Source organism: Lysobacter ciconiae (assembly GCF_015209725.1).
Classification (GTDB): domain Bacteria; phylum Pseudomonadota; class Gammaproteobacteria; order Xanthomonadales; family Xanthomonadaceae; genus Novilysobacter; species Novilysobacter ciconiae.
On the sequence record NZ_CP063656.1, the window covers coordinates 1,946,389 to 1,971,340 of the forward strand.

Here is a 24,952-nt window from a genome sequence, read left to right on the forward strand (position 1 = left end):
TGCATCCGTTTCCGCGTAGCGGGCGACGCACCACCATGACCTCCGACACACCCGGTGCACAGGCATGGGGTCTAATGTCAGCCGGTCCCGGCTTCGAAAGGAGCGCCTTTCGGGGCTGCCAATCCAACGTCAACGCCGGAGCCACAGATGAACCCGAACAAATCACAGGCCTTCAGGCCGCAGTTGCTGCTGCTCAGCCTGGGCATCGTCACCGCCCTGGCTGCATGCTCCAAGCAGGACGCCACGCCCGCCGCTGCCACGTCTTCCGCGGAACCCGCCACCGCGACCCTGACGCTGGATGAGAGCGCCCTGCCGCCGGTCAACCGCTTCGAGCTTTCCGACCTCGACAAGTCCAAGGACGCCTGCACCGACTTCGGCAGCTACGTCAACGGCACCTGGCTGGCGGCCAACCCGATTCCCGGCGACCGCACCAGCTGGGGCGCCTTCGAGATGCTGTCGGAGCGCTCCACCGCCGCCCAGCGCCAGCTCGCCGAGCAGGCCGCGGCCGACACGAACGCGACCGGCGTGGAAGCCATCGTCGGCAACTTCTGGGCCACCGGAATGGACGAGGAGAAGATCAACGCCCAGGGCATCAAGCCGATCCAGTCGCGCCTGGACGCCATCGCCGCCCTGGATGACCAGCAGAAGATCGCCGACTACCTGCGCACCAGCGCGGCCGAGGGCGAGAACTTCCTGTTCGGCTTCGGTGCCGAGGCCGACTTCAAGGCCTCCGACATGAACATCGCCTACGCCGCCCAGGGTGGCCTTGGCCTGCCGGACAAGACCTATTACGTGGACGCCGACAAGGCCGACAAACTCGCCGCCTACCAGGCCCACGTCGCCAAGGTGCTTGAACTGTCGGGCATCGACGCTGCCCAGGCCGCCGAACAGGCCAAGCAGGTGGTGGCCTTCGAGACCCGTCTTGCGAAGGTGTCCAAATCGAGCGAGGAGATGTCCCGCGACGTCTCCCTGTTCTACAACCCCATATCGCCGGCCGAAGCGGACAAGCTGACGCCCAATTTCCCGTGGACGACGTTCTTCGAGTCCCAGGGCGTGGCGACGCCAAAGATGTTCTCCCTGGCCATCCCGGCCTTCCACGAGGAAGTCAGCAAGATGCTGGCCGAGGTGCCGGCCGAGCAGTGGCAGGCCTACCTGCGCTTCCACACCGTGGACGGGGCGTCGCCCTACCTGTCCGATCCGTTCGTGCAGGAGAACTTCAACTTCTACAGCAAGGCCATGCGCGGCCAGGCGGAGATGAAGGAGCGCGGCAAGCGCGTGCTCGACACCATCGAGGGCGCGACCGGTGAAGCACTGGGCCAGCTGTACGTGAATGTCGCTTTCCCGGCGGAGTCCAAGGCGCAGATGGAGCGCCTGGTGGGCAACCTCAGCGACGCGCTGAAGGTCCACCTGGAAGGGCTGGACTGGATGAGCGATGAGACCAAGGCCAAGGCCATGGAAAAATGGGCCAGCTTCACTCCCAAGATCGGCTTCCCCGACAAGTGGCGTGACTGGAGCGGCCTGGACACCAGCCGCGACAGCTACATCGACAACGTCATCGCCGCCAACGAGTTCAACTACAAGTGGAATCTGTCCAAGATCGGCAAGCCCGTGGACAAGACCGAATGGGGCATGAGCCCGCAGACGGTCAACGCCTACTACAACCCGCTGGCCAACGAGATCGTGTTCCCAGCCGCGATCCTGCAGCCGCCGTTCTTTGATCCCAACGCCACCGACGAGATGAACTACGGCGGCATCGGCGCGGTGATCGGCCACGAGATGATCCACGGCTACGACGACCAGGGCAGCCGCTTCGGACCCACCGGCAACATGGAGAACTGGTGGACGCCCGCCGACAGCAAGGGCTTCGAGGCGCGCACCGACAAGCTGATCGCGCAGTTCAACGGGTACGAGGCGATGCCGGGCAAGCACGTCAACGGCAAGTTGACCCTGGGCGAGAACATCGCCGACCTGGGCGGCCTGGCCGTCGCCTACGACGCGATGAAGAAGGCCACTGCCGGCAAGGACGACCCGATGACCGACGGCATGACGCGCGACCAGCGCTTTTTCGCCAACTGGGCAACCGTGTGGCGCCGCAACTTCACCGACGACGAGCTCAAGGTCCGCCTGGCCACCGACCCGCACGCGCCGGCGAACTTCCGCGCCATTGGTGCGCCGTCGAACATGCCGCAGTTCGCGGCGGCGTTCGAGTGCAAGCCCGGCCAGCCGATGGTCCGCGCCAAGGACCAGCAGGTGGTGATCTGGTAATCGCCCCGCGCGTTTGTGCACCACCGGCCAGCTGATGGCCGCCAAAAGGCCCGGATCGATTCCGGGCCTTTTGTTGTTACCGTAGTCCGCCGTCCTGCCCTGCCGCCATGAACTCCCCAGCTCCCGACCACGTCCTCACGCCCAGCCAGCTCAACACCCTGGCGCGCGACCTGCTGGAAGGGGCATTTCCGCTGGTCTGGATCGAGGCGGAGCTCGGTAATGTGGCCCGCCCGTCGTCGGGGCACCTGTACTTCACGTTGAAGGATGCGCGCGCGCAGGTGCGTTGCGCGATGTTCAAGCCCAAGAGCACATGGCTGAAGTTCATTCCCCGCGAGGGCACGAAGGTGCTCGCGCGCGGGCGGCTGACGCTGTACGAGGCGCGCGGCGAGTATCAGATGGTCCTGGACCACATGGAGGAGGCCGGCGAAGGAGCGCTGCGACGGGCGTTCGAGGAACTCAAGGCGCGCCTGCAGGCCGAAGGCCTGTTCGAGCAGGCGCGCAAGCGCCCGCTGCCGTCTTACCCCGCGCGGATCGGCATCATCACCTCGCCCAGCGGCGCGGCCGTCCGCGACGTGGTGAGCGTGCTGGCGCGCCGCTTCCCGCTGGTCCAGGCCGAGGTGCTGCCGGTGCAGGTGCAGGGCAATGCCGCCGCGGGGCAGATCACCGCGATGCTGCAGCGCGCGGCTGCGTCGGGTCGCTACGACATCCTGGTACTTGCCCGCGGCGGTGGCTCGCTGGAAGACCTGTGGGCGTTCAATGACGAGCAGCTGGCGCGTGCGATTGTCGCTTGCCCGGTCCCCGTGGTCGCTGCGGTCGGCCATGAGACCGACTTCAGCCTGTGCGATTTCGTCGCCGACGTGCGCGCGCCGACGCCCTCGGTCGCGGCCGAGTTGCTGGTGCCCGCGCACGAGGACGTCACCCGACACCTGCGGGCATTGGAAGCGCGCCTCGTCAGCCTGCAGTCACTGCACCTGCGTCACGCGATGCAACGGGCCGACCGCGCCGCACTGCGCTTGAACGCCATGCGACCGCGGGCCCGCCTGGACCTGCTGCACCGGCGCCAGCTCGAGGCGATGCGGCGACTGGACGATGTCCTGCGGCGCAGGCTGAGCGATGCGCGTGTGCGCCTGCGACATGCCGACGCGGTGCTGCGCCTGCACCATCCGCAACGGCGCATCCAGCGCCTGCGCGAGCGACTCGCGGCGCTCGCCACGCGCCCGCAAGCGGCGGTGGCGCGACGCATGGCCAACGACGCACTCGCCCTGCGCGGACTGGCCCGGTCGCTGGAGGCGGTCAGCCCGCTGGCGACGGTCGCACGCGGCTACGCGATCGTCCGCCACGAGGACGGCCGGGTGGTGCGCAGCGTCCTGGACGCCGCGCCCGGTGATGGGCTCCAGCTGCAGCTCGGCGATGGCCGGCTGCGGGTGCGGGTGGAGCCCCGCTGACCTCGCGGTCGGGCGGTGCTTACTGCCCGCCGACCGCCGACTTCAACGCCGCCAGGAGCTGTGCGGCCGACGCCTCGCTGGCCGGCGTGGCACGCGGATTGAGCGTGGACACTGTCGAACCGGCCGCGGCGCTGTTGACCCGAACGAGGAAGTTCGCGCCCTGGTAGCTCAGGTCGAACACACCCAGGGTCTTGGCGCGGTTTTCGACCGTGACACCGCCAACCGCGGCCAGGGCCTTGTCGATCCGCTCAAACGCCGTGTCGCGGTCCTCGCTCATGCTGAATCCGGCACTGGACGCGGACTTGGCGCTGCTCACCGTCTCAGAGGCGGTAACCGGGCCCGCCGGCGCCTCGCCGGTCGCGCTCCCGCCTGCCAGGACCAGGTCCGGTGGCACCTCGAGCGGGCGTGTCTGCGCGGTATAGAGCGAATTGTCCTTGCGCAGCCAGCTGCAGCCCGACATCGCCACCAGGCCAACAAGGAGAACGCCGGCAACCGCGGCGCGGGACATCGGGACGGTGGAACGCATGGGAATCTCCAGGTCAGCCATCGACTTCAGCGTCGCAGGCAAGTTCAAGGTCACGGACCGCGGCGGCAACCGCAACGGCCGCATCATGGTGGGCTGCGGAAAGCGGCAGCAAGGGCAGGCGCAGTCCGGTGCCGATCTGCTGGCGCGCGAGCAGCGCCTTGACCGGAATCGGATTGGACTCGACGCCAAGGAAGGCATGGATCTCTGCCATGCGGCCGCTCCAGCCCGTGGCAGCAGCGCCCTTGCCGTTGCGGGCGAGCTCGCACAGGCGGCGCATCGAGCGCGGCAGGACGTTGGACGCGACCGAGATCACACCGTCGGCGCCGGCCAGCATCGCCCGGCATGCGGTCATGTCATCGCCGGTAAGGACGACAAAATCGTCGGCGCGCAATGCCAGCAGCGAATGCATCCGCTGCGGCTCGATGCACGCCTCCTTTATCCCGACGATGCGCGGGTGGCCGGCAAGCTGGGCGACCGTAGCGGGCAGCATGTCCACGCCGGTGCGGCCGGGCACGTTGTAGAGCAGGATCGGCAGCGCGCCGTCGCCGGCAACGGCGCGGTAGTGCGCGACCAGGCCCGGCTGGGTGGGACGCACGTACGGCGGGGTCACCACCAGCGCGGCATCGGCGCCCAGCGCCGCGGCGCGTCGGGTCTGCTCGATGGTCCCGGCGGTGGCCGACTTTCCGGTACCAGCGATCACCGGCACCCGCCCGCCAATGCGCTCGACCGCCAGACGCAGCAGCACGTCGAATTCGGAATCCAGCAGCGCCGCCGCCTCGCCGGTCGAGCCGGCGACGACCACCGCCTGCGTACCGCCTTCCAACTGGAGGTCGATGAGGCGTGCCCACGCATCCAGGTCCAGCTCGCCGTCGACGTCGAAAGGGGTTGCCAGTGCGGTGATGCTGCCGGAAAGTCGCAAGTCGGGGGGCCTTGATCGAAGGGATGCTGGGGCGCGCGCAGGGGCGTTGCAGAGCTGCCGATGTTACTTGCGGCGCGAAAGCACGGGCAAGTATGCTGCCTGCAGCCCCGCTCCGCTCGCGGAACGCGGTTCAGCTCCGGGCGATGCGCGGTCGCGCACCGGATCGGAGCCAGCCCCCACTTTTGCAGGCGAAGCCTTGACCGATCCAACTCCGCGGCCGTCGCCGAATGAAAACCACCTCCTGATCAACGCCTATTCGACGCATCCGGACTCTCCCTTGTTGCCGGTCTCGCGGCGGATCACCGAAAGCGGCTGCAACCTCGTCGACGCCCGCCTGTCCACCGTCGGCCGCGATGTCTCGGTCACGGCGCTGGCGATGGGCTCCTGGGACGCGATCGCCAAGCTGGAGGCCATGCTGACCCGGCTGGAGCGCGAGGACAGCATCAAGCTGATCTGGTACCGCACCGGCGAGAAAGAGGCCCAGTCCGACCTGCTGCCCTACATCGTCGAGGTGGTGGCGGCCGACAAGCCGGGCATCACCTTCCAGCTGGCCGATTTCTTCGACCGCCAGGGCATCAGCATCGAAAGCCTGCACTGCACCCGCTACCGGGCGATGCAGACCGGCGCGGACATGTTCTCCGCGCAGATCACCATCGGGGTGCCGGCCAGCATGCATATCGCCGCGCTGCGCGATGACTTCCTGGAGTTCTGCGACCACCTCAACCTGGACGCGATCCTGGACCCGATGAAGTTCTGAGGAGACCCGTTGATGCTCGACACCGGTGACGCCGTCCCCGCCGATCTCCCGCTGGCATTGTCCAGCGGCGCCACCACCACCCTCGCCGACTACCGTGGCCAGTGGCTGGTGCTGTACTTCTACCCCAAGGACCACACGCCGGGCTGCACCACCGAGAGTCGTGACTTCACCGCGCTGCTGCCGCAGTTCGAGGCGGCCGGCTCGCGCATCCTGGGCGTCTCGCGCGACTCGGTGAAAACCCACCAGAACTTCATCGCCAAGCAGGAACTGGGCTTCGAGCTGGTCAGTGATGGCGACGAGGCCCTGTGCAACGCCTTCGGCGTCATCCGCGAGAAGACCATGTACGGCCGCAAGGTGATGGGCATCGTGCGCAGCACCTACCTGATCGATCCTGACGGCGCCATCGCGCACATCTGGCAACCGGTGAAGGTGTCCGGCCACGCGCAGGCCGTGCTGGACGTACTGCTAGCGCATGCCGGCGCCTGATCCTGACGGCGCGCCACGCGAACCCCTTTAACGCGCTGCGGAGTTTTCGATGACCGGAAGCAAGCGGATCTACGTGCTGGACACCAACGTGCTGATGCACGACCCGACCGCGCTGTACAAGTTCCAGGAGCACGATGTCTACCTGCCGATGCAGGTGATCGAGGAGCTGGACGCCGGCAAGAAGGGCACCACCGATGCCAGCCGCAACGCCCGCCAGGTCAGCCGTTTCCTCAACGAGCTGGTCGAGGCCGCCGGCAGCGACAGGATCGCCGACGGCATTCCGCTCACGCCGCCGGGTGGCCTGAAATTGCGCGGCCAGACCAACGGCGGGTGCCTGCGCTTCCAGACCGACAACTTCGATGCCGGCAAGCGCTTTGGCGCCGTGGTTCCCGACAACGCCATCCTGGGCGCGATCCTCGCCCTGCAGGAAGCCGAGCCGACCGCCCACGTGGTTTTCGTGTCCAAGGACATCAACCTGCGGATCAAGTCGGCGATTGCCGGCATCGTGTCGGAAGACTACGAGAACGACCGCGCGCTGGACGATTTCAGCCTGCTCTACACGGGCGCCACCGAGCTGCCCGCGGATTTCTGGCGGCGCCATGGCAAGGACCTGCGCTCATGGACGGATCGCGGACATACCTACTACGAGATCAACCGGATCGAGGGCGACAGCTGGTATCCCAACCAGTTCCTGTACCTGCCCGGCGATGACGAGACCGAGCTGAGGGTGACCTCGGTCGGCGCCGACAGCGTCATCCTGCAGATCGTCGATGACTACCGCCATGTCCAGCACGCCGTCTGGGGCATCACCGCGCGCAACCGTGAGCAGAACTTCGCCCTCAACGCGCTGATGGATCCGGAGATCGACTTCGTCACCCTGCTGGGCACCGCCGGTACCGGCAAGACGCTGCTCGCGCTGGCCGCGGGCCTGGCGCAGACCATGGACCAGCAGCGCTACCGCGAGATCATCATGACCCGCGCCACGGTCAGCGTCGGCGAGGACATCGGCTTCCTGCCCGGCACCGAGGAGGAGAAGATGACGCCGTGGATGGGCGCGCTCACCGACAACCTGGAAGTGCTGACCCACAACCAGTCCGGCGGCAGCTGGGGGCGCGCGGCCACCAACGACCTGCTGGCGAGCCGGATCAAGATCCGCGCGCTGAACTTCATGCGTGGCCGCACCTTCCTGACCCGCTGGCTGATCCTGGACGAGGCGCAGAACCTCACGCCCAAGCAGATGAAGACGCTGATCACCCGCGCCGGCCCCGGCACCAAGATCATCTGCCTGGGCAACGTCGAGCAGATCGACACGCCCTACCTCACCGAGACCACGTCCGGGCTGACCTACGCGGTCGACCGCTTCAAGGACTGGCCGCACAGCGCGCACGTGACTCTGCGCCGCGGCGAGCGCTCGCGCCTGGCCGACTACGCCTCCGAGGTGCTCTGAGGCGGCAGCGCGGCTTTGCCGGCGCGCTCGCGCTCAACGTAGGCGAGTGCTTCACCCAGGTCGGCGAAGTAGCTGGCCGGGTCGGCGCGACTGACGATGCCGGCACGCACCAGCTTGCGCAGCACGCGCAGGCTGGCCCCGCAGAGCAGGATGCGCACGCCCTTTTTCGCCTGCGCCTGGATGGTCGTATCGAGCCGCTTCAGCCCGGTCGCATCCAGCAAGGGCACCCGGTCCAGCCGCAGGACGAGGAACTCCGGGCCGCCGCGGCTCCAGGACAAGGCGCGATCCAGCGACTCCACCGAACCGAAGAAGAACGGGCCGTTGATCGAATACACCATCACCCCGGGCGGCAGTTGCTCGACCCCAAGCCGCGCCAGTTCCGCGCGCAGCGAGTGCGGGTCCTCCTCCAGCACCTCGACGGAGGACGACATGCGGCGCACGAACTGGAACATGGCCAGGATCACGCCGATGTTCACCGCCACCACCAGGTCGGTGAAGATCGTCAGAGTGAAGGTGATCAGCAGGATGACCATGTCCGCGCGTGGCGCACGGCGCACCATGCGTACAAAGCGCCCCGCCTCGCTCATGTTCCAGGCAACGACGAACAGGATCGCCGCCAGCGCCGCCAGCGGCACCTTGCCGGCGTAGGGCGCGATCACCAGCAGCACCAGTACCAGCGTGACGGAGTGGACGATGCCGGCCAGCGGGCTGGTGGCGCCATTACGGAAATTGGTGGCGGTACGGGCCAGCGCCCCGGTCGCGGCGATGCCGCCGAACAGGGGCGAGACGATGTTGGCAACGCCCTGCCCGATCAGTTCCTGGTTGGAGTTGTGGCGCGTGCCCGCCATGCCGTCGGCGACGACCGCCGACAGCAGTGACTCGATCGCCCCCAGCATCGCAATGGTGAAAGCCGCCGGCAGCAGCATGGTGATCTGATCGAAGCTCATGTCCGGCCAGTGGAAGCTTGGCAGGGTGCGCGGGATGGCCCCGTAGGCCGACTCGATGGTGGCCACGCCGGGCATGGCGAACGCGGTCGTCAGCACCGTCGCGATGATCATCGCCAGCAAAGGCCCGGGCACCCTGGTCAGCCCGGGTATCCGCGGCCCGAGCAGCACCAGCGCCAGGCTCCCCAGTCCGATCAGCGTGGTCGGCCAATGCAACTGCGCAAACGACTGCAGCAGGCCGTAGGTCTTCTGGTAGAACGCATCGCCGGACGGCGTCGGAAGGCCGAAGAAATACTGCCACTGGCCGACCCAGATGATCACCGCGATGCCGGCGGTGAAGCCCACGATGACCGGATCGGAGATGTAGCGGATCACCGCGCCCAGCCGGGCCAGCCCCATCAGCACCAGGATCACGCCGGCCATCAGGGTCGCCACCAGCAAGCCTTCCACGCCGAACTGGGCGACCACGCCGGCGAGGATGACGATGAAGGCGCCGGTCGGACCGGCGATCTGGATCCGGGTACCGCCGAAGATCGACACCAGCAGGCCGGCGATGATCGCCGTGTACAGCCCCTGCTCGGGCTTGACGCCCGATGCGATCGCGAAGGCCATCGCCAGCGGCAGGGCAACGATGCCGACGATGATTCCGGCGACGATGTTGGGCAGCCAATGGGCGCGCTTGAACAGTCCGGCGCGATAACTCTCGACCAGCGCAATCATGCAGACGGCATCCAGGACAAATCGTTTCGCATCAAGACCGTGACATCCCGCGCATGGAACCCCCGATGGATTCTACGCCACGGGTTTTTACCGGTGGTATGGTCGCGGGCCGCTTCCGCCGGCATGTCCCTATGAACCACACCCCTGCGCCTGAAGTCCTGCGATTGCAGGCGGTCGCGGCGGACGGCCATCGCTGGGAATTGCAGGCCGTCATTCCCGCCGAGGCGACCGCGCGCCTGTTGTGGCTGCCGGCGCTGGGCATTGCCGCGCGACACTATCTGCCGCTGGCGCAGGTCCTGGCTTCGCGCGGGGTGGCGGTGTTCCTGCACGAGTGGCGCGGGCACGGCAGCAGCAGCCTGCGCGCGGGACGCGACTGCAACTGGGGTTACCGCGAACTGCTGGAACTCGACCTGCCCGGCAGCGAGTCCGTCCTGGCCGGGCAGACAGCGCCGGGATTGCCGCGGATCCTCGGTGGCCACAGCCTGGGCGGACAGCTCGCCTGCTGCAGGGCGGCGCTGGATCCCGCCGCCGCGGCGCAACTCTGGCTGGTCGCCAGTGGCGCGCCGTGGTGGCGGGCGTTTCCGGCGCCGACGCGCTGGGCGCTGCTGGCCGCCTATCGCGTGCTGCCCTGGCTTGCCTCGGTCAATGGCAACCTGCCCGGGCGACGGCTCGGTTTTGGCGGCCGCGAGGCACGCGGGCTGATTGCCGATTGGGCGCGCACCGCGGTGAGCGGGCGCTACGCGGCTGCAGGGCTGGACGCGGACCCGGAACAGGCACTCGCGAACGCCAGCCCGGCGATCCGCGGCGTGGTCCTGGCCGATGACTGGTACGCGCCAGAAAGCTCGTTGAACTTTCTGCTCGGCAAGATGCCGCACGCGAGCATTTCGGTAACCACGCTGGATGACGCTGCCTTGGGCATCGAGGCCGACCATTTCCAATGGATGCAACGACCCGACGCGGTGGCCGCCGCCTTGCTGGACTGAGGTATGGCGCTCGCGCGCGTGCCCGTCGGCGATTCCCCGAACTGGCGCGTGCCTCAGCGCACCGAGGTCGTCTCTGGCACGGGCGGCCGGATCTGCGGCGGGACACGGCCGGGTGCAGGAGTTTCCGCGCCATCCGCGTCGACCTCCGGAAAGCCGTAGCCGTGCGGGTTCATCCGCTGCCAACGCCACGCGTCCCGGCACATGGCGTCCACGTCGAGTTCGGCGCGCCAGCCCAGCAACGCCTCGGCGAGTACCGGATCGGCGTAGACCTCGGCCACGTCCCCGGCACGCCGCTCAGCGATCCGGTAGGGAATCCGGCGCCCGGAGGCGCGCTCAAAGGCCTTTACCAGCTGCAGCACGCTGACGCCGCGTCCGGTACCCAGGTTGACCGTGGCGCTGCGCTCCTCGCGCAGCAGGAACTCCAGCGCGTCGGCGTGGGCGCGGGCCAGGTCCATGACGTGGATGTAGTCGCGCACGCCGGTGCCATCGACGGTGGGCCAGTCGCCGCCATACACGGCCAGGCAATCGCGTCGGCCCACCGCCACCTGGGAGATATAGGGCATCAGGTTGTTCGGCTCCCCGCCGGGGTCCTCGCCGATGCGTCCGCAGGGATGCGCGCCGACCGGGTTGAAGTAGCGCAGGTTGATCGCGCGGAAGTCCGGATCGCGCTCGCACAGGTCCTCGATCAACTGCTCCATCACCAGTTTGCTGCGGCCGTAAGGGTTGGTGACCCGCAGCGGTGCGTCCTCGCGCACGGGCGCCGAGTCGGGATCGCCGTAGACGGTGGCCGATGAGCTGAACACGAGGCGGCCGACGCCGGCCTCGCGCATCGCCTGCAGCAGGTGGATGGTCCCGCAGATGTTGTTGTCGAAATAGGCCAGCGGGCGCGCGCACGACTCGCCCACGGCCTTGAGCGCGGCGAAGTGGACCACGGCGTCAAAACGGGTGCCGGCAAACAGGCTGGCGACGGCTCCGCGGTCGCGCAGGTCCACCCGGTGACAAATCGGTGCTACACCCAGAATCCCGCCGAGCCGGTCCAGCACCAGCGGCGAGCTGTTGACAAAGCTGTCGGCGATCACCGTCTCGTGGCCGCGCCCGGCCAGAACCGCGCATGCGTGGCTTCCGATATAGCCGGCACCGCCCGTTACCAGGATGCGCATTGATCCGTCCCCACCCGTGCAGATACCCAGCACAACGCGAAATGCCGCGTTTGCCGGTAACGCGACGTTTCCGCGTTCTAACTGACATGACCGTGTTCACGCCTGCGCCGCCACAACCGCCGTGGCTGGCGCGCTCCTTTCGGGCGGGGCCATCCGCGTGGCCGGCGCGGGTCCGGCACCGCGTTGAACGCGTTAAACCGGCAACACCAAGGGGAATTCCATGACTGCGCATCACCACCGATCGCTGGCCCTGCTCCTCGCGCTCGTCGCCGCCTCGATGCTCACTGCCGGCTGTTCCTCGACCGGGGACACGATGTCGCATCCGCCACCGGCGAGTGTCGCGCAGACCAGCGTGGACACCTACCACATCGGCGTGGACGACCTGGTCCGCGTCACCGTGTGGCGCAACCCGGAGCTGGAGGTCACCGTGCCGGTGCGGCCGGACGGACGGATCTCGGTGCCGCTGGTCGGGGATGTGATGGCTGCCGGCCGGACCCCCGATGAGGTGGCCGCCGACCTGCAGGAAAAGCTGGCGGTGTACGTCCGCGACCCGCAGGTGGCGGTGATCCTCACCGACCTGCGCAGCCACGAGTACCTCTCGCGCGTGCGCGTCACCGGCGCGGTGCGCCAGCCGGTGTCGATCCCCTACCGGCCGGGCATGACCGTACTGGATGCCGTGCTGGCCGCAGGCGGGGTGACCGAGTTCGCCTCTGCCGACCGGGCCGACCTCTATCGCAAGGACGGGGAGACCACGCGTACCTACCCGGTGCGCCTGGAACGCATCCTCAATCGCGGTGACCTCTCGACCAATTTCAACGTGGCCCCCGGCGACGTGATCACCGTGCCGGAGCGCGTGCTGTGAGCACCCTGCCAGCCGAATGGGCGGGCGACGATCGCCCGTCCGCGCTCAGCCTGGTGCCGGTTGCGCTGGAGGAGATCAAGCGCCATCCGGTGCGCCTGTTTGGTCTGTTCGCCGCCATCGCCCTGCTGGCTTTGACGGCCGGCTTCGTGCTGCCGCGCAAGTACGTCGCCAGCACCACCATCCTGGTGGAACAGGGCAACATCATCGCGCCGCTGATGGAGGGGCGCGCGGTGCCCACCGGCGTCGCCAACCGGGCCTCCATCGCCAAGGAAGTCGCCTTCAGCCGGCGGGTGGTGAATGACGTGCTGGAGGCCGGGGGCTGGCTGGAGGCCAACCCCACCCCGCTGGCACGCGAGCGCCTGGCCGAGCAGGTCACCGGACGCACACAGATCACCAACCCGGGCGAGAACCTGATCCAGATCACCTATTCGGATTCCGACCCGCAGCGCGCCTATCGGGTCACCAAGAGTTTCGGTGACCTCATCATCAGCGAGAGCCTGGCGGCGAAGAGCCGCGAGAGCCGGGACGCGTTCGAGTTCATCGAATCGCAGGTCGGCCTGTACCACGCGAAACTGACCGAAGCGGAAGCCAACCTGGAGCGCTACCGGACGCAGAACCCCGACGCCCGTCCGGGCACCGATGTCGACGTCAATGCCCGCATCGGCGAGTTGCGGCGCCAGGTCGAGTCCTCGCGCATGGACCTGATGGACCTGCGCTCGCAGGAAGGCGCGCTGCGTTCCCAGCTGAGCGGTGAAAACGAGATATCCGTCGTGCAGACGCGGGTCGGCCAGATCCAGGCGCGACTTGCCGAGCTGCAGACCCAGCGCAGCGGCCTGCTGCTCAACTTCACCGAGCAGCATCCGGATGTGGTGCGCACCGAGCACCAGATCCGTGACCTGGAGGCCGAACTGAAACGCGAAGCGCAACGCCAGGAAACGCGCACCGCGAGCGACCCCAGCGCCCTTGACGGCTCGGCGATGTTCAATCCGTTGTACGCGGAGCTGCGCAGCAAGATCGCCGACGCCCGTCGCCATGGCGCTGCGGCCGCCAGCCGGATCGGTGCCGGCGAATCGCTGCTGGCGCAGGAGCTGGAGCGCAGTCGCCGGATCGCCTCCTCCGAAAGCCGGCTGGCCGAGCTCACCCGCGACTACGAGGTCAACCGCGATCTCTACCAGGACCTGCTCAAGCGCCGCGAGAACGCGCGGGTATCGATGAACCTGGACGACGAGAGGCAGGGTTTGAGTTTCCGCATCCAGGAGCCGGCTTCCGTTCCCCTGCGGCCCAGCGGGCTGCGCCTGATGCATGTCGCCGGCGCCGGCCTGCTGGCCGCGTGCGTGGTACCGCTGGCGCTGCTGCTGGGAATGATCAAATTCGATTCGCGCGTGCGCACGCCGGTGCAGATCCAGCGCGACGCAGGCCTGCCGGTTCTGGGCGTTGTTCCCGCGTTCATGACCAGGCGCCGCCGTGCCCAGAGCCGGCGCCAGATCGTCCTCGCCTCCCTGCTGTTCCTGATCGTGCCGGCCGTGTACGGGTTGGCCCTGGCCATGAAACTGGTGCATGTCCTATGAATGACTTCTCTCTGGGCGGCGTGCGCGAAATCGACGACATCGATGGAATCGCGGAACGGCGCATCGCCAGCCGCTCCATCGCACGCATGGGCACCTCACGGGAACTGACCCCGCAGCAGTCCACCGAGCGGTCGATCATCCATCGCTCGGACGTTGCCCGCCCGGAAGTGGACGCGTTCCGTGAGCTGCGTACCCGGCTCCTGGCGACGGCGGACGGCAACTTCGTCACCCTGGTGGCACCGGTCAGCCGGGGAGCCGGCGGCAGCTTCGTCGCCCGCAACCTGGCCGCCGCCTTCGCCTTCGACGACAGCAAGAGCGCGCTGCTGGTGGATTGCGATCTCCGGCATCCCTCGCAGCACACCACGATGAAGGTCGACATCCCCCGAGGCGGCTTGATCGACTATCTGGAGGACCTGGGCAGCGACATCGCGCCGGTGCTTTACGACACCGGCGTGCCGCGGCTGAGGCTGCTGCCGGTCGGCCGGCTGCGTGAGAACGGCGTGGAGTACTTCTCCTCTTTCCGCATGCGCTTGCTGGTCGATTCGCTGCGCTCGCGGTACCCGGACCGTTACCTGTTCCTTGACAGCCCACCGGTGAACGGCGGGCCGGATGCACGCATCCTGGCCGATCTTGCCGACGCGGTGGTGCTGGTCGCCGGTTACGGCAAGGACACGCCGGCGGCGATCAGCCGCGCCGCCGCCAGCTTCGACCCGGCGAAGTTTGCCGGGGTCGTCTTCAACCAGGGCGTGTAGACGACGCCATGGCACATGCCCAAAAGCCGACCGCCAGCCGATGCTTCCCCTTGCTGCCGCCCCGGCTGCCGCGCTCGGTGTTGGCGGGGGCGCTGTGGCTGGCATTGCCGGCGAGCGCGGTTCCGGCGGAGCTGGATTACCAGCTGGGATTGTCGCTGCTGCGCTCCGACAACATCGCGTTGGCGTCCTTCAATGAAAAATCTGAGACGGTGGTCTCGCCCAATGCGCGCTTCGAGTTCCAACAGCGCGGTCCGCGCGTAAACGCCAACGCACGGGGCAGCGTGTCCTACCTGGAGTACCTGTCCAACACCTTCGACAACGACGTGCGCGGTGAGCTTGTCGGGGAAATGACCTGGAACGTCGTGCCGCAGCGCGTCGACTTCGTCGTCAACGATTACCTGAACCGCCAACCGGTCGATGTACTGACCAGCTTCAACCCCGGCAACGAGCAGGAGGTCAACGTCTTCATAGCAGGCCCGACGTTCCACGTGCGACCCCGCGCCGGCACGCGTGGCCAGCTGGACCTGCGCTACGCCAACAGCTACGCCGAGGACAACAAGGATTTCAACGGCGACCACTACAACGCGGCGGCCAGGCTGGTACGCGATACCAGCGCCACCCGGTCGGTGTCCCTCAACTTTGAGACGACCCGCTCCGAGTACCGGGACAACGAAAACGACTACACCCGCAACGACGCCTATGTCGGTTACGCGCTGGCACTGGCGTCGCTGGAACTGACCGCGACAGCCGGCTATTCGCAACTGCGCCTTGAGCGCGACGGGACTCTTGGCGAGCCGATGGCCAGCCTGGGCGCGGGCTGGACACCCACGCCGCGCAGCCGGCTGACGGCCGTCGCCCGGACAGGTTTTTCGAATGCCGTGCAGGACGTCGTCAACCGATCCACCGACCTGAGCGGCTCGATCCTGAACGAGATGAGCAGCAATGACGTTCTGGTCGGGCCCAGTGCGGTCCGCCAGCACGAGGCCTATTTCGCCTACCACTTCACCGGCGAGCGGGTCGGGTTCCACGTGCAGCCTTATTACCAGCGCTCGCGCCTGGCCACCGATGACGCTGCCGATCCGGCAGACCCGGCCGACCCCGACGCTGACCTGCTCGCCACGCGTACCAATTACGGCGCGCTCGTCTCCGTGGACTACCAGGTGAGCCCGCGCAGCACGGTGACACTCCTGCTCGCCCACGACGTGAACCGTTACGCGGCGCTGGACCGCAAAGACCTGGGCTACATCGCGGCATTTGGGTTTGCCAACCGCATGAGCCGGCACTGGAGCTGGCGCGCAAACCTCCAGCACCGGCGTCGCAACAGCGCGGTGGCGGGCGCGAGCTATGACGAGAATTCCGTTGTACTCAGCATCGTCTACCTGCGCTGACGCCATGCCGATGCCCACAGCCCCCGCCGCTGCCAAGGTCGCGACACTTGTGGAGCCTCCGCTGGTGGCGGCGCGGTCGGCCGATGCGCCGGCGCCATTGCGGCTGCTGTTGCTGACCGACACCTCGATCCTTGCCCCGGGCGGCAGCGAGCGGTTCCTGCGCAACCTCGCAGCCAGGCTGCCGGGCGATCGCTACCGCATAACCATCGTGCAACTGAGCCAGACCGTGCGCGCGTGGTCGGATGTCGCACTGCCGGGTGCGATCGAAAACGTATCGATCCGCTCCCTGCCCATCGCGGCCTGCTACGGCTACAGCGGCCTGCGTGCCCTGCATTGCCTCGCCAAGCTGCTGCAGCGGGAACGTTTTGACATCGTGCAGTCCCAGCACGAGAAATCGGACCTGTTCAACGCCCTGCTGCCCCGCCGGGCCGGGGCGATCCACGTGTCCAACCGGCGCGACATGGGCTTCAACAAGACCGCCCGCCTGCGCTGGCTGTCGCGGTTCCTCAACCACCGCTTCGACCGCGTGGTCGCCCCGTCGCAGCAGATCCTGGCCGCGTTGCGCGACAGCGAGGACATCGCGCCCGGGCGGATGGTCTGGATTCCCAACGGCGTCGATACCGAGCGTTTCCGCCCCGCCGCCGACAGGGACCGGGCCGCGGTGCGTGCCTCGCTGGGCCTTGGCCTCGAAACCGTGGCCTTCGGGTGCCTGGCCCGGTTGACGGAAGTGAAGTGCCACGCCGATCTCGTGCAGGCATTCGCCGTGCTGCGCGAAAGCGTCCCTGACGTGCGCCTTGTCCTGCTCGGGGGCGGTCCCCTGCAACGCGACATCGCCGCCCAGGTCGCGGAACTGGGCCTGGACGGTTGCGTGAGTTTCCTGGGCGATCGACCCGATGTCGAGCAACTGCTGTCGGCGCTGGACGTCTCGGTACTGGCCTCCTCGACCGAAGGCATGTCCAACGCGATCCTGGAATCGATGGCCTGCGGGCTGCCGATGATCGCCACCTCCGTCGGCGGCAACATCCAACTGGTGCAGGACCAGGCAAGCGGCCTGCTGGTGCCTCCGCGGGATCCGGCCGCACTGGCCGCGGCCATGCTGGTCCTGGCGCGCTCAGCGGCGACCCGCGTGCAGATGGGGGCCTGCGCCCGCCGCCGAGTGGAACGGGAATTTTCGCTCGACGCGATGGTGCATGCCTACGACCGCATGTATGCCAACCTGGCGGGAAGGACGTGAGCCAGGCTTCCACCGGCACGGTGTCCACGTGCGTGCTGCAGTTGCGCTCCAGCGCCGGGCTGTACGGCGCCGACCGGATGGTCCTGGCGCTCAACCACGGGCTGAACCAGGCAGGGCCGTGCGGGGATGCATCGCCGAGCCGCCTGTTGACGATCAACAACTACCGCACGACCCGGCAGCCACTGCACGAGGCCGCGCGGCAGTCCGAGCAGCCGGCCGAGTTGCTGCCCTGCCGCGGCCGGCTGGACCGCGCGACCCTGCGCGCACTCGCCGCCAAGATCCAGACCCACCGCGTGCGGATCCTGCACGCCCACGACTACAAGAGCGCGTTCTACGCCTGGCTCGCCTCGCAGACGCGTCCAGTGGCGCTGGTAGCGACCCTGCATGGACATGTCGACACGTCGCGGTCACTGCGGATCTACAACCGGCTGGAGCTGGCGCTGCTGCGACGCTTCGACGCGCTGGTGGTCGTCGCCGCCGGACAGATCGCGTCGCTGCGCGCTGCCGGGGTACCTGCTCGCCGGATCCACCACATCGACAACGGCATCGACCTGCCCGACACCGATCCACTGCATGCCGCCGGCACCCGACTGGCGGCGCGCAGCGAGCTGGGGATCGACGACCGGACCTTTCTTTTCGCCGCCGTCGGTCGACTCTCGCCGGAGAAGAACCTGGCCATGCTGCTGGAGGCGTTCGCGGTCACGCCCGCTGATCGCGCGCAGCTGCTCCTCATCGGCGATGGACCGGAGCGCGCGGCGCTGCAGGCCCGGATAGGCGCCCTGGGTCTGGCCTCACGGGTTCGCCTGCTCGGGGTCCGCCAGGACATGCAGCGGCTCTACCCGGCGCTTGACTGCCTGGTGCTGCCTTCGCTGACCGAGGGCATGCCGTTGGTGGTGCTGGAAGCAATGGCCCACGCCGTGCCGGTGATCGCCAGCGCGGTCGGTGACGTGCCACGGCTGCTGTCGCGCTCCACGCACGGGCGTCTGGTCCAGGCCGGCGACGCCCGCGGTCTGCGCAAGGCCTTGCAGGACGTCGCGGCCGTGCCACCGGCCCGCGACACCAGGGCGAGTGCGTACGTGCGTGCCCACCATTCGCGCGAGGCGATGGCAGCCGATTACCTGCGGCTTTACCAGTCACTGCTGGAGCGGCCCGATGTCCGTCGACAGGCCTGACTCCGGATGGGACGCGGGCAGCGAGCGCTTTCCGCTCGCCGTGCGGGCCTTGCGGACGCGCACGGCACCTGCCCCGGCGACGATGATGGCGCGGCCCGGCGCGGGAGCCGCGAGCGTGCCCAAGGTCCGCCGGCGCAACGCCAACAACTGGCTGCTTTACGTCTTTTTGTTCCTGCTGCCGCTGCAGAACCTGCAGACCGGCTACATGCCCAACCTAGGCGGCGGCCTGAACTTCCTCAACATCATGACCGCGGCCAGCTTGGCCGGCGCACTGGCCATCGGCGGACGCCTGGCGCCCGGCGAGCCGGTCAACCGCTGGGTGCTGGCCTACGTCCTGTACGCGGTCGTCTCGCTGTTTGTCGGCTACCAGTACGTGACCGACAGCGCTGACCACCTGGCCATACTCAAGGACCACGTGATCGGCCTGGCGGTCGTGTTCCTGGTGCAGATGAGCGTCCATGACTGGACCACCGTGCGCCGGGTGATCCTCGCCACCGTGTTGCCGCTGCCCTACATCGCGCGGGTGACCTGGGCCCAGCACACCAGCGTGGCCAGCTGGCACTACTCCGACGACCTGCGCATCAGCGGTACGTTTTCGCTGCTCGGCGCGAACGAGTTCGCTGCGTTCTGCGTCACCGTCGGCGTGGTCCTGTTCGCCCTGCTCATCTCGGCGCGCCTGTCGTGGCGCTGGCGGCTCTTGCTCGGCGCCGGCATGGCCTGCACGGTCATGGGGGTGCTGTATGCATACTCGCGGACCGGCTACATCAGCCTGATCCTGGGGCTGGTCGCGGTCATCCTGGTCTGGCGCGGCCGCTGGAAGCTGTTGCTTCCGCTGCTGCTCGCCGCGGCGCTACTGCCGGGGCTGCTGCCCTACTCGGTGGTGGAGCGGTTCGACAGCACGAACGTCGATGCCGGGGAGCGCGACGAGAGTACCGAGCTGCGCTTCGTCTACTGGCAAGTGGCGTGGGACAACTTCACCCGCCACCCGATCGTGGGAACAGGCTTCCAGAGCTTCCACCACCCCGAGATCAACCCCTACCGCAAGGACACCCACAACCTCTACCTGCGCACCCTCACCGAGGGCGGCGTAATCGGCGCCCTTGTGCTGCTGGGCCTGCTGCTGGCGATACTGCGCACGGCGTTGCGCGAAATGGCCCACTCGCGCAGCGGCACGCTTCGCTACGCGCTCGCGCTGGGTGTCACCGGCGCGTGGATCGGCCTGATCTGCGGCAACCTGTTCGGCGACCGCTTCACCTATTACCCGATGGCCGCCTACTTCTGGGCCTACGTGGCGCTGGTGGTCAAGGCGCGCCATCTGCCGGCGGAGGAATCGCCGTGACCCGCCGGGCCATTACCCGGTGGCTGACCTACCTGGTGGCGGTCGCCAGCCACTACAGCGGCGTCGACCGCCTGTACCGCGCGTTCGCAGGCGGCGGGCTGGTCGTGCTGATGCTGCACCGCGTGCGTGACGAACCGGATCCGTACCCGTTGAGCATCACCCCGGCCAGCCTGCGCCAACTGGTCGGCTGGATCCGGCGCGACGGCACACTGACCAGCCTGGACGATGGCCTGCGCAGCCTGCACGAGCCGCGGGGCGCCGGTACCGCATATGCCCTCACCTTCGACGATGGCTACCGGGACAACCTTCGCCTGACCGAGGCCGATCTCGCCGGGGTGCCCGCCCTGGTGTACCTGGCGACCGGCCATGTCGGCGGCGACCCGATCTGGGCCTACCGGCTGATCCACGCGATCGTGGCGCGACGCCACGACCAGCTGAATGCCGCCGAGTTGGGGGTCGGCCAGTTCGACCTGGCCGACCCGCTGGACCGGCAGCGAGCGTACGAGTTGCTGCCAGCGCGACTGAAGCAGTTGAGCCCGACGGAGTTGGAGGACTGGATGGAGCGGATCGGGCAACAGCTGCAGCCCGCGCGCCCTGCGCCGGAACGCCGCGAAATGCTCGACTGGAACGACGTCCGCAAACTGGCCAGCCGGGGCATCGGGATCGGCGGCCACACCCGGGGCCACGTGATGTTGAGCCAGGTGGATGAGAAAACCGCGCGCGAGGAAATCCGCGGATCGTGCGAGCACATCCGGCGCGAACTGGGCAGCGTGCCGCGGCACTTCGCCTACCCCAACGGCACCAGCGAGGACTTCGGCGACCGCGACGCGAGGCTGGCGCGCGAAGCCGGCTTTGCCAGTGCGGCGACCACGATCGAGGGCGTCAACCGCTTCGGCACCGACCCCTACCGGCTGCGCCGCTACAACGTCTACGAGCAGCGCTACCGCTCGCCCTCGGGCCGACTGTCGAAGGCGCTGTTCATGAGTGACACCAGCGGCCTGCTGAGCTGGTTCAAAACCCGGATGAGGGCCTGATCATGTTGCCGATCCTGATGTACCACGGCCTGCATCCGGACCCGGCGGCACGGGGACGCTTCGATCCCGTCTACAGCGTCCGCCCCGCTGACTTCGCCCGCCAGCTGGACTGGCTCCTCGAACACGGCTACCGGGCGACGCGGCTGGATGACCTGGACCCCGACACTGCCGGCCAGGTGGTCATCACCTTTGACGACGGCGACGTGTCCAACCTGGAGGTCGCATTGCCGCTGCTGCGCGAGCGCGGCATGTGCGCCGACGTCCTGATCACCTCCGGCTTCCTCGGCCAGCAGGGGATGTTGACCGCCGCCGAAGTTCGCGCGCTGGCGGACGCGGGAATGGGCATCGGCTCGCACGGTCGGAGCCACGCCTTCCTGGACGACCTCGACGAGGTACGCGTGATCGGCGAGTTGCGCGAGAGCCGCGAGCGGCTGCAGGAGCTCAGCGGCCAGCGCGTCGACACCATCGCGCTGCCCGGCGGTCGCGGAGGCGCCCGCGAACGGCGGATCGCCCTGGAGCTGGGCTACCGCTACCTGTTGGGTTCCGTGCCCGGTGCCAACCGCCGGCTGGCGCACGGGCGATGGTGGCAACGCATTGCGGTGACGCGCTCGCTGTCGCTGGCGCAGTTCTCCAGCCTCGTGGCCTGGCGCGGTGCGTACCCGCAATTGACCCGCGCCCGCCACCTGGCGCTGGGCCTGCCCAAGATGGTGCTGGGCAATGACGGCTACGAGCGCGTCCGCGCGAGGCTCCTGTGAGCGCCGCGCTGGTCTTCTGGCTGTGTATCGGCCTCACCGCGTATGCGTATGCGGGCTACCCGCTGCTGGCGGCGGCGCTCGCGCGCTGGATCGGACGCGACCCTGCCGCCAGCGCGCACGAACCGATGGCCGAAGATTGCTGGCCATCGCTGACCGTGGTGGTTGCCGCCCGCAACGAAGAGCAGCGGATTGCCGGGCGCGTGCGCGACATCCTGCGCCAGGACTATCCGGGCGACAGGATCCGCGTGCATGTGGTCGATGACGGCAGCACCGATGCAACCGCGCTCGCTGCCGCCATCGGCGACGTCCGGGTGTGCGTGCAATCACTGCCGCGCCACCTCGGCAAGGCCGCGGCGCTGAATGCGGCCATGGCCGACAGGGATGAGATGGGCGGCGGGCTGGTCGTGTTCACCGACGCCCGGCAGCGCTTCGCCCCCGGCGCACTGCGCCATCTGGTGGCGCCGTTTGCCGATGCGTCGGTTGGTGCGGTCAGTGGCGAACTGGTCATCCAACGCGAGGGGGCCGGCGCCGGCGCGGAGGGGCTTGGCCTGTACTGGCGAATGGAAAAAGCCCTGCGTTTCCACGAGGCGCGCCTTGGCTGGCTGCACGGCGTCAGTGGCGCCATCCACGCGATCAGGCCCGCCCTGTTCCAGCCGCTTCCCCCGGGTACGGTGCTGGATGACATGTGGCTCCCCCTGCACGTCCGCCTGCGCGGGCACCGGGTGTGGATGGCGCGCCGGGCACTCGCACTGGACACGCCCAGCGCCGACGTTCGGGAGGAGTTTGCGCGCAAGCTGCGCACGCTGGCGGGCAACTGGCAGCTGCTCGCGCGGATGCCGGTGTTGATGCATCCCTTGCGTAATCCGGTTTTCCTGTCGTGGTTCTCGCACAAGTTCCTGCGCCTGCTCGTCCCATGGGCGCTGCTGGTCGCGCTGGCGGCCTCCGCGGTCGCGGGCGGAGCGCTCTACCGAAGCCTGTTCGCGCTGCAGGTGCTGGGCTATCTCTGGGCCGCGATCGGCCTGCGCCTGCCCGCACTGGCCGCCCGCGTTCCGCTGCTGCCGGCGGCGGGCACCTTCCTGATGCTCAACCTGGCCGCCCTGCTGGCGCTGCCCGCGTTCGTGGCATGGCAGCCATCGCAACTGTGGAAGCGGCACTGATGACGCGGCTGCTGGTCCTCACCACCCGCCTGCCCTACCCGCCAACGGAGGGGCACCAACTGCGCTCATGGCACCTGCTCAAGGCGCTGGCGTCGCGCCATGAAGTGACCCTGATGAGCTTCCTGCGCCGCGACGACGAGCCCGCCCAGGCCGGCCCGCTGCGCGACATCCTCGCAGCGCTGGAGACATTCCCGATTCCAGGCGAGCGCTCCCCGATCGCCCTCGGGCGCGCGCTGCTTGCCGGCACGCTGACGAACACGCCTTATCTGGCGGCCCGGTACGCCTCGGCGGAATTCCGCAAGCGGTTGCGTGAACGCGCCGGGCAGGCCGATCTGGTCCACGTCGACATGCTGCCGCTGATGGCCCACGCCGATTGCGTGCCAGACGGCATCCCGCTGGTGATGAACGCCCACAATGTCGAGCACCGGTTGCTGCGGATCCGCGCAAGCATCGAACGTCGTGCGTTTGCGCGCGCCTTCCTTCGCCACCAGGTGAGCCGGCTGCACGACTTCGAACAGGCGGCCTGTCGGCGCGCCGACGCGATACTCGTATGCTCGGACGACGACGCCGAAACGCTGCGCGCACTGGCACCCGGTGCGCGCGTGCAACTGGTGCCCAACGGCGTGGACGTGCAGGCCAATCAGCCCGCCGCCACGCAGGCGTCCGGCAACCGACTGGTATTCGTCGGGCAAATGGGGTGGTTCCCCAACCGCGACGGGGTCGAATGGTTCCTGGCAGACATATTCCCGCGCATCCTCGCGGTGCGACCCGACACGCAGTTCGTACTGGTCGGCAAGTCGGCCGGACTGGAGGTTCCGGGCCGCGTTGCCGCCAACGTCCATCTGCCCGGCTTCGTGTCCGACCTGCGTCCGCTGGTCCACGACGCCGCGGTGTATGTGGTGCCGCTGCGGGCGGGCAGCGGTACGCGCCTCAAGGTGCTCGAGGCCATGGCACTGGGCAAGGCCATCGTCACCACGCGCATCGGCAGCGAGGGCATCCTGCTGCAACCCGGCGATGACGCGCTGTTCGCCGACGAGCCGCAGGCGTTTGCCGACGCGGTGCTGGCACTGCTGGCCGATCCGGCCCGCGCCCATGCGCTCGGCCTGGCGGCGCGCCGCTGCGCGCAGTCGCACTACGGCTGGGAAGGCATCAGCCGCACGGCGCTGGACTTCTACGACACCTTGCTGGAGGACGCCCCTCCTGGAGCACACCTTGCCGAAGCCCGGGGGCTGCCGATAGACGCGGTGGCGTGAATACGCCCGCCTGCCCTGCAGGGACCGCAGGAACGAGCCCATTGGCACGATAGCGGTACAGCACCTGGCCGAGCATCTCGTAGATCGCCATCTCCGAGCGCCGCAAGCCGGAGCGTTGTGGCAGGTAATAGCCCAGGCCTCCGGGACCCTGGTAGTCGCTGTCGCTGGGCTGGCCGCAGGCCTGGAATCCGGCGGCCTGGAACGCGATCAACGAACGCGGCAGGTGCAGCGCGGAGCTCACCACCCGCACGCGCCCGCCGATCATCGAGCGCAGCGCAAATGCGCTCTCCCAGGTCGTGGCCGACCCGTCCTCGGCGTGAAGCGTGGCGGGGGCGACGCCCCAATCGCGTGCCAGCGCCGACAGCACGGCCGACTCCTTGAGCACGAAGGGGCCGCCTCCGGCGATATACAACGGCGCTTCGGGCATGCTCCGCGACAGCAGGACCGCCGCTCGAAGGCGCCGCCAACTCTCCGTGGACAGCGCAACATACGGGTCATCCGACGCCGGGTCGGTCTCGAACCCGGCCGACATCAGCACGATCGGCACGGTCTCCGACCAGTCCACCGCAGCGGACGCACAGTCCATGCCGGCCGGAATTCCGGACTCCACGTGGCGGATCAGCGCGTTGCCGCCCCACGGGGTCAGCAGGACCATTGCCAGCACCCACACGCCGATCCCAACGGCCCGACCGCGCCGTCCCAGCCTGGTCCACACCAGCAGCAAGCCGGCGGCGATCAGCAGCACCCAGCTCAGCGGCGAATACAGGAGGTAGGTCATCGCAGCAG

General features: G+C 68.4%; 22 protein-coding genes. 17 read left to right on the forward strand and 5 right to left on the reverse strand.

What is annotated here, in order from left to right:
- The first annotated feature begins 186 nt into the window (after positions 1–186).
- Both INQ41_RS08760 and xseA read left to right on the forward strand, forming a co-directional pair.
- Positions 187–2,265 carry a M13 family metallopeptidase gene (locus tag INQ41_RS08760; protein ID WP_193987301.1) on the forward strand — a complete coding sequence of 693 codons (2,079 nt, stop codon included), beginning with the start codon at positions 187–189 and terminating at the stop codon, positions 2,263–2,265.
- Positions 2,266–2,372: 107 nt separating this feature from the next.
- Complete coding sequence (gene xseA / locus INQ41_RS08765) at positions 2,373–3,710, forward strand: exodeoxyribonuclease VII large subunit (protein WP_193983722.1); 1,338 nt, start codon at positions 2,373–2,375, stop codon at positions 3,708–3,710.
- Between the two features lie 19 nt (positions 3,711–3,729).
- On the opposite strand, the gene INQ41_RS08770 is transcribed toward xseA, so the two are convergent.
- Entirely contained in the window at positions 3,730–4,236 is a 507-nt protein-coding gene (locus tag INQ41_RS08770; protein WP_193983724.1) for a hypothetical protein, read from the reverse strand.
- A gap of 13 nt (positions 4,237–4,249) precedes the next feature.
- The gene (gene dapA, locus INQ41_RS08775; RefSeq protein ID WP_193983726.1) at positions 4,250–5,155 is read right to left on the reverse strand and encodes a 4-hydroxy-tetrahydrodipicolinate synthase; all 906 of its coding nucleotides are present in this window, start codon (positions 5,153–5,155) and stop codon (positions 4,250–4,252) included.
- A 196-nt stretch (positions 5,156–5,351) separates the two neighbouring features.
- Between dapA and INQ41_RS08780 the strand changes: the two genes are divergently transcribed.
- The 3 genes from INQ41_RS08780 to INQ41_RS08790 are packed head-to-tail and all read left to right on the forward strand — an operon-like array spanning position 5,352 to position 7,845.
- Positions 5,352–5,912, forward strand: coding sequence for a glycine cleavage system protein R (locus INQ41_RS08780; RefSeq protein ID WP_193983727.1), 561 nt, complete (start codon positions 5,352–5,354; stop codon positions 5,910–5,912).
- A 12-nt stretch (positions 5,913–5,924) separates the two neighbouring features.
- On the forward strand, positions 5,925–6,398 hold the full coding sequence (locus INQ41_RS08785; RefSeq protein ID WP_193983729.1) for a peroxiredoxin: 474 nt from the start codon (positions 5,925–5,927) through the stop codon (positions 6,396–6,398).
- A 49-nt stretch (positions 6,399–6,447) separates the two neighbouring features.
- Positions 6,448–7,845 carry a PhoH family protein gene (locus INQ41_RS08790; RefSeq protein WP_193983731.1) on the forward strand — a complete coding sequence of 466 codons (1,398 nt, stop codon included), beginning with the start codon at positions 6,448–6,450 and terminating at the stop codon, positions 7,843–7,845.
- Here the strand turns inward: INQ41_RS08790 and INQ41_RS08795 are convergent.
- Positions 7,824–9,509 carry a SulP family inorganic anion transporter gene (locus INQ41_RS08795; protein WP_193983733.1) on the reverse strand — a complete coding sequence of 562 codons (1,686 nt, stop codon included), beginning with the start codon at positions 9,507–9,509 and terminating at the stop codon, positions 7,824–7,826. The two genes, INQ41_RS08790 and INQ41_RS08795, sit on opposite strands and share 22 nt — an antisense overlap.
- A gap of 131 nt (positions 9,510–9,640) precedes the next feature.
- Between INQ41_RS08795 and INQ41_RS08800 the strand changes: the two genes are divergently transcribed.
- Entirely contained in the window at positions 9,641–10,492 is an 852-nt protein-coding gene (locus INQ41_RS08800) for an alpha/beta hydrolase family protein (protein ID WP_193983735.1), read from the forward strand.
- Between the two features lie 53 nt (positions 10,493–10,545).
- Here INQ41_RS08800 and galE read toward each other — a convergent pair whose 3' ends face one another.
- Positions 10,546–11,652, reverse strand: coding sequence for a UDP-glucose 4-epimerase GalE (gene galE / locus INQ41_RS08805; RefSeq protein ID WP_193983737.1), 1,107 nt, complete (start codon positions 11,650–11,652; stop codon positions 10,546–10,548).
- Between the two features lie 220 nt (positions 11,653–11,872).
- Here galE and INQ41_RS08810 point away from each other — a divergent pair, with 220 nt between their 5' ends.
- The 11 genes from INQ41_RS08810 to INQ41_RS08860 are packed head-to-tail and all read left to right on the forward strand — an operon-like array spanning position 11,873 to position 24,166.
- The gene (locus INQ41_RS08810; protein ID WP_228076557.1) at positions 11,873–12,514 is read left to right on the forward strand and encodes an XrtA/PEP-CTERM system exopolysaccharide export protein; all 642 of its coding nucleotides are present in this window, start codon (positions 11,873–11,875) and stop codon (positions 12,512–12,514) included.
- A complete protein-coding gene (locus INQ41_RS08815; protein ID WP_228076558.1) occupies positions 12,511–14,082 on the forward strand; it encodes an XrtA system polysaccharide chain length determinant in 1,572 nt (523 codons plus the stop codon). Before INQ41_RS08810 ends, INQ41_RS08815 begins: the two co-directional genes overlap by 4 nt.
- Complete coding sequence (locus INQ41_RS08820) at positions 14,079–14,834, forward strand: P-loop NTPase family protein (protein WP_193983739.1); 756 nt, start codon at positions 14,079–14,081, stop codon at positions 14,832–14,834. Before INQ41_RS08815 ends, INQ41_RS08820 begins: the two co-directional genes overlap by 4 nt.
- An 8-nt stretch (positions 14,835–14,842) precedes the next feature.
- Positions 14,843–16,222 (forward strand): porin family protein, encoded by a 1,380-nt coding sequence (locus INQ41_RS08825; protein ID WP_193983741.1) that lies wholly within the window; start codon positions 14,843–14,845, stop codon positions 16,220–16,222.
- Between the two features lie 10 nt (positions 16,223–16,232).
- Positions 16,233–17,456, forward strand: a complete 1,224-nt coding sequence (locus tag INQ41_RS08830; RefSeq protein WP_193983743.1) for a glycosyltransferase — start codon at positions 16,233–16,235, stop codon at positions 17,454–17,456.
- A complete protein-coding gene (locus INQ41_RS08835) occupies positions 17,453–18,628 on the forward strand; it encodes a glycosyltransferase (protein ID WP_193983744.1) in 1,176 nt (391 codons plus the stop codon). Before INQ41_RS08830 ends, INQ41_RS08835 begins: the two co-directional genes overlap by 4 nt.
- On the forward strand, positions 18,609–19,967 hold the full coding sequence (locus tag INQ41_RS08840) for an O-antigen ligase family protein (RefSeq protein ID WP_193983746.1): 1,359 nt from the start codon (positions 18,609–18,611) through the stop codon (positions 19,965–19,967). The genes INQ41_RS08835 and INQ41_RS08840 overlap by 20 nt, the downstream gene beginning before the upstream one ends.
- Positions 19,964–21,001: a polysaccharide deacetylase family protein gene (locus INQ41_RS08845; RefSeq protein WP_193983748.1), complete on the forward strand. Its 1,038-nt coding sequence runs from the start codon at positions 19,964–19,966 to the stop codon at positions 20,999–21,001. Before INQ41_RS08840 ends, INQ41_RS08845 begins: the two co-directional genes overlap by 4 nt.
- 2 nt (positions 21,002–21,003) lie before the next feature.
- A complete protein-coding gene (locus tag INQ41_RS08850; RefSeq protein ID WP_193983750.1) occupies positions 21,004–21,756 on the forward strand; it encodes a polysaccharide deacetylase family protein in 753 nt (250 codons plus the stop codon).
- On the forward strand, positions 21,753–22,913 hold the full coding sequence (locus tag INQ41_RS08855) for a glycosyltransferase (RefSeq protein ID WP_193983752.1): 1,161 nt from the start codon (positions 21,753–21,755) through the stop codon (positions 22,911–22,913). Before INQ41_RS08850 ends, INQ41_RS08855 begins: the two co-directional genes overlap by 4 nt.
- Positions 22,880–24,166 (forward strand): glycosyltransferase family 4 protein, encoded by a 1,287-nt coding sequence (locus INQ41_RS08860; RefSeq protein WP_193983753.1) that lies wholly within the window; start codon positions 22,880–22,882, stop codon positions 24,164–24,166. Before INQ41_RS08855 ends, INQ41_RS08860 begins: the two co-directional genes overlap by 34 nt.
- Here INQ41_RS08860 and INQ41_RS08865 read toward each other — a convergent pair.
- Positions 24,063–24,944: a YdcF family protein gene (locus tag INQ41_RS08865; protein ID WP_193983755.1), complete on the reverse strand. Its 882-nt coding sequence runs from the start codon at positions 24,942–24,944 to the stop codon at positions 24,063–24,065. The genes INQ41_RS08860 and INQ41_RS08865 overlap by 104 nt on opposite strands.
- Positions 24,945–24,952 lie beyond the last annotated feature (8 nt).

What these genes read in the sequence shown, in the direction of transcription:
- INQ41_RS08820 (WP_193983739.1), top strand. Translation starts at nt 14,079, where the DNA reads ATGAATGACTTCTCTCTGGGCGGCGTGCGCGAAATCGACGACATCGAT.
- INQ41_RS08865 (WP_193983755.1), bottom strand. Translation starts at nt 24,944, where the DNA reads ATGACCTACCTCCTGTATTCGCCGCTGAGCTGGGTGCTGCTGATCGCC.
- INQ41_RS08860 (WP_193983753.1), top strand. Translation starts at nt 22,880, where the DNA reads ATGGCAGCCATCGCAACTGTGGAAGCGGCACTGATGACGCGGCTGCTG.
- INQ41_RS08795 (WP_193983733.1), bottom strand. Translation starts at nt 9,509, where the DNA reads ATGATTGCGCTGGTCGAGAGTTATCGCGCCGGACTGTTCAAGCGCGCC.
- INQ41_RS08810 (WP_228076557.1), top strand. Translation starts at nt 11,873, where the DNA reads ATGACTGCGCATCACCACCGATCGCTGGCCCTGCTCCTCGCGCTCGTC.
- INQ41_RS08790 (WP_193983731.1), top strand. Translation starts at nt 6,448, where the DNA reads ATGACCGGAAGCAAGCGGATCTACGTGCTGGACACCAACGTGCTGATG.
- INQ41_RS08770 (WP_193983724.1), bottom strand. Translation starts at nt 4,236, where the DNA reads ATGCGTTCCACCGTCCCGATGTCCCGCGCCGCGGTTGCCGGCGTTCTC.
- INQ41_RS08800 (WP_193983735.1), top strand. Translation starts at nt 9,641, where the DNA reads ATGAACCACACCCCTGCGCCTGAAGTCCTGCGATTGCAGGCGGTCGCG.
- INQ41_RS08825 (WP_193983741.1), top strand. Translation starts at nt 14,843, where the DNA reads ATGGCACATGCCCAAAAGCCGACCGCCAGCCGATGCTTCCCCTTGCTG.
- INQ41_RS08830 (WP_193983743.1), top strand. Translation starts at nt 16,233, where the DNA reads ATGCCCACAGCCCCCGCCGCTGCCAAGGTCGCGACACTTGTGGAGCCT.
- INQ41_RS08840 (WP_193983746.1), top strand. Translation starts at nt 18,609, where the DNA reads ATGTCCGTCGACAGGCCTGACTCCGGATGGGACGCGGGCAGCGAGCGC.
- galE (WP_193983737.1), bottom strand. Translation starts at nt 11,652, where the DNA reads ATGCGCATCCTGGTAACGGGCGGTGCCGGCTATATCGGAAGCCACGCA.
- INQ41_RS08785 (WP_193983729.1), top strand. Translation starts at nt 5,925, where the DNA reads ATGCTCGACACCGGTGACGCCGTCCCCGCCGATCTCCCGCTGGCATTG.
- INQ41_RS08850 (WP_193983750.1), top strand. Translation starts at nt 21,004, where the DNA reads ATGTTGCCGATCCTGATGTACCACGGCCTGCATCCGGACCCGGCGGCA.
- xseA (WP_193983722.1), top strand. Translation starts at nt 2,373, where the DNA reads ATGAACTCCCCAGCTCCCGACCACGTCCTCACGCCCAGCCAGCTCAAC.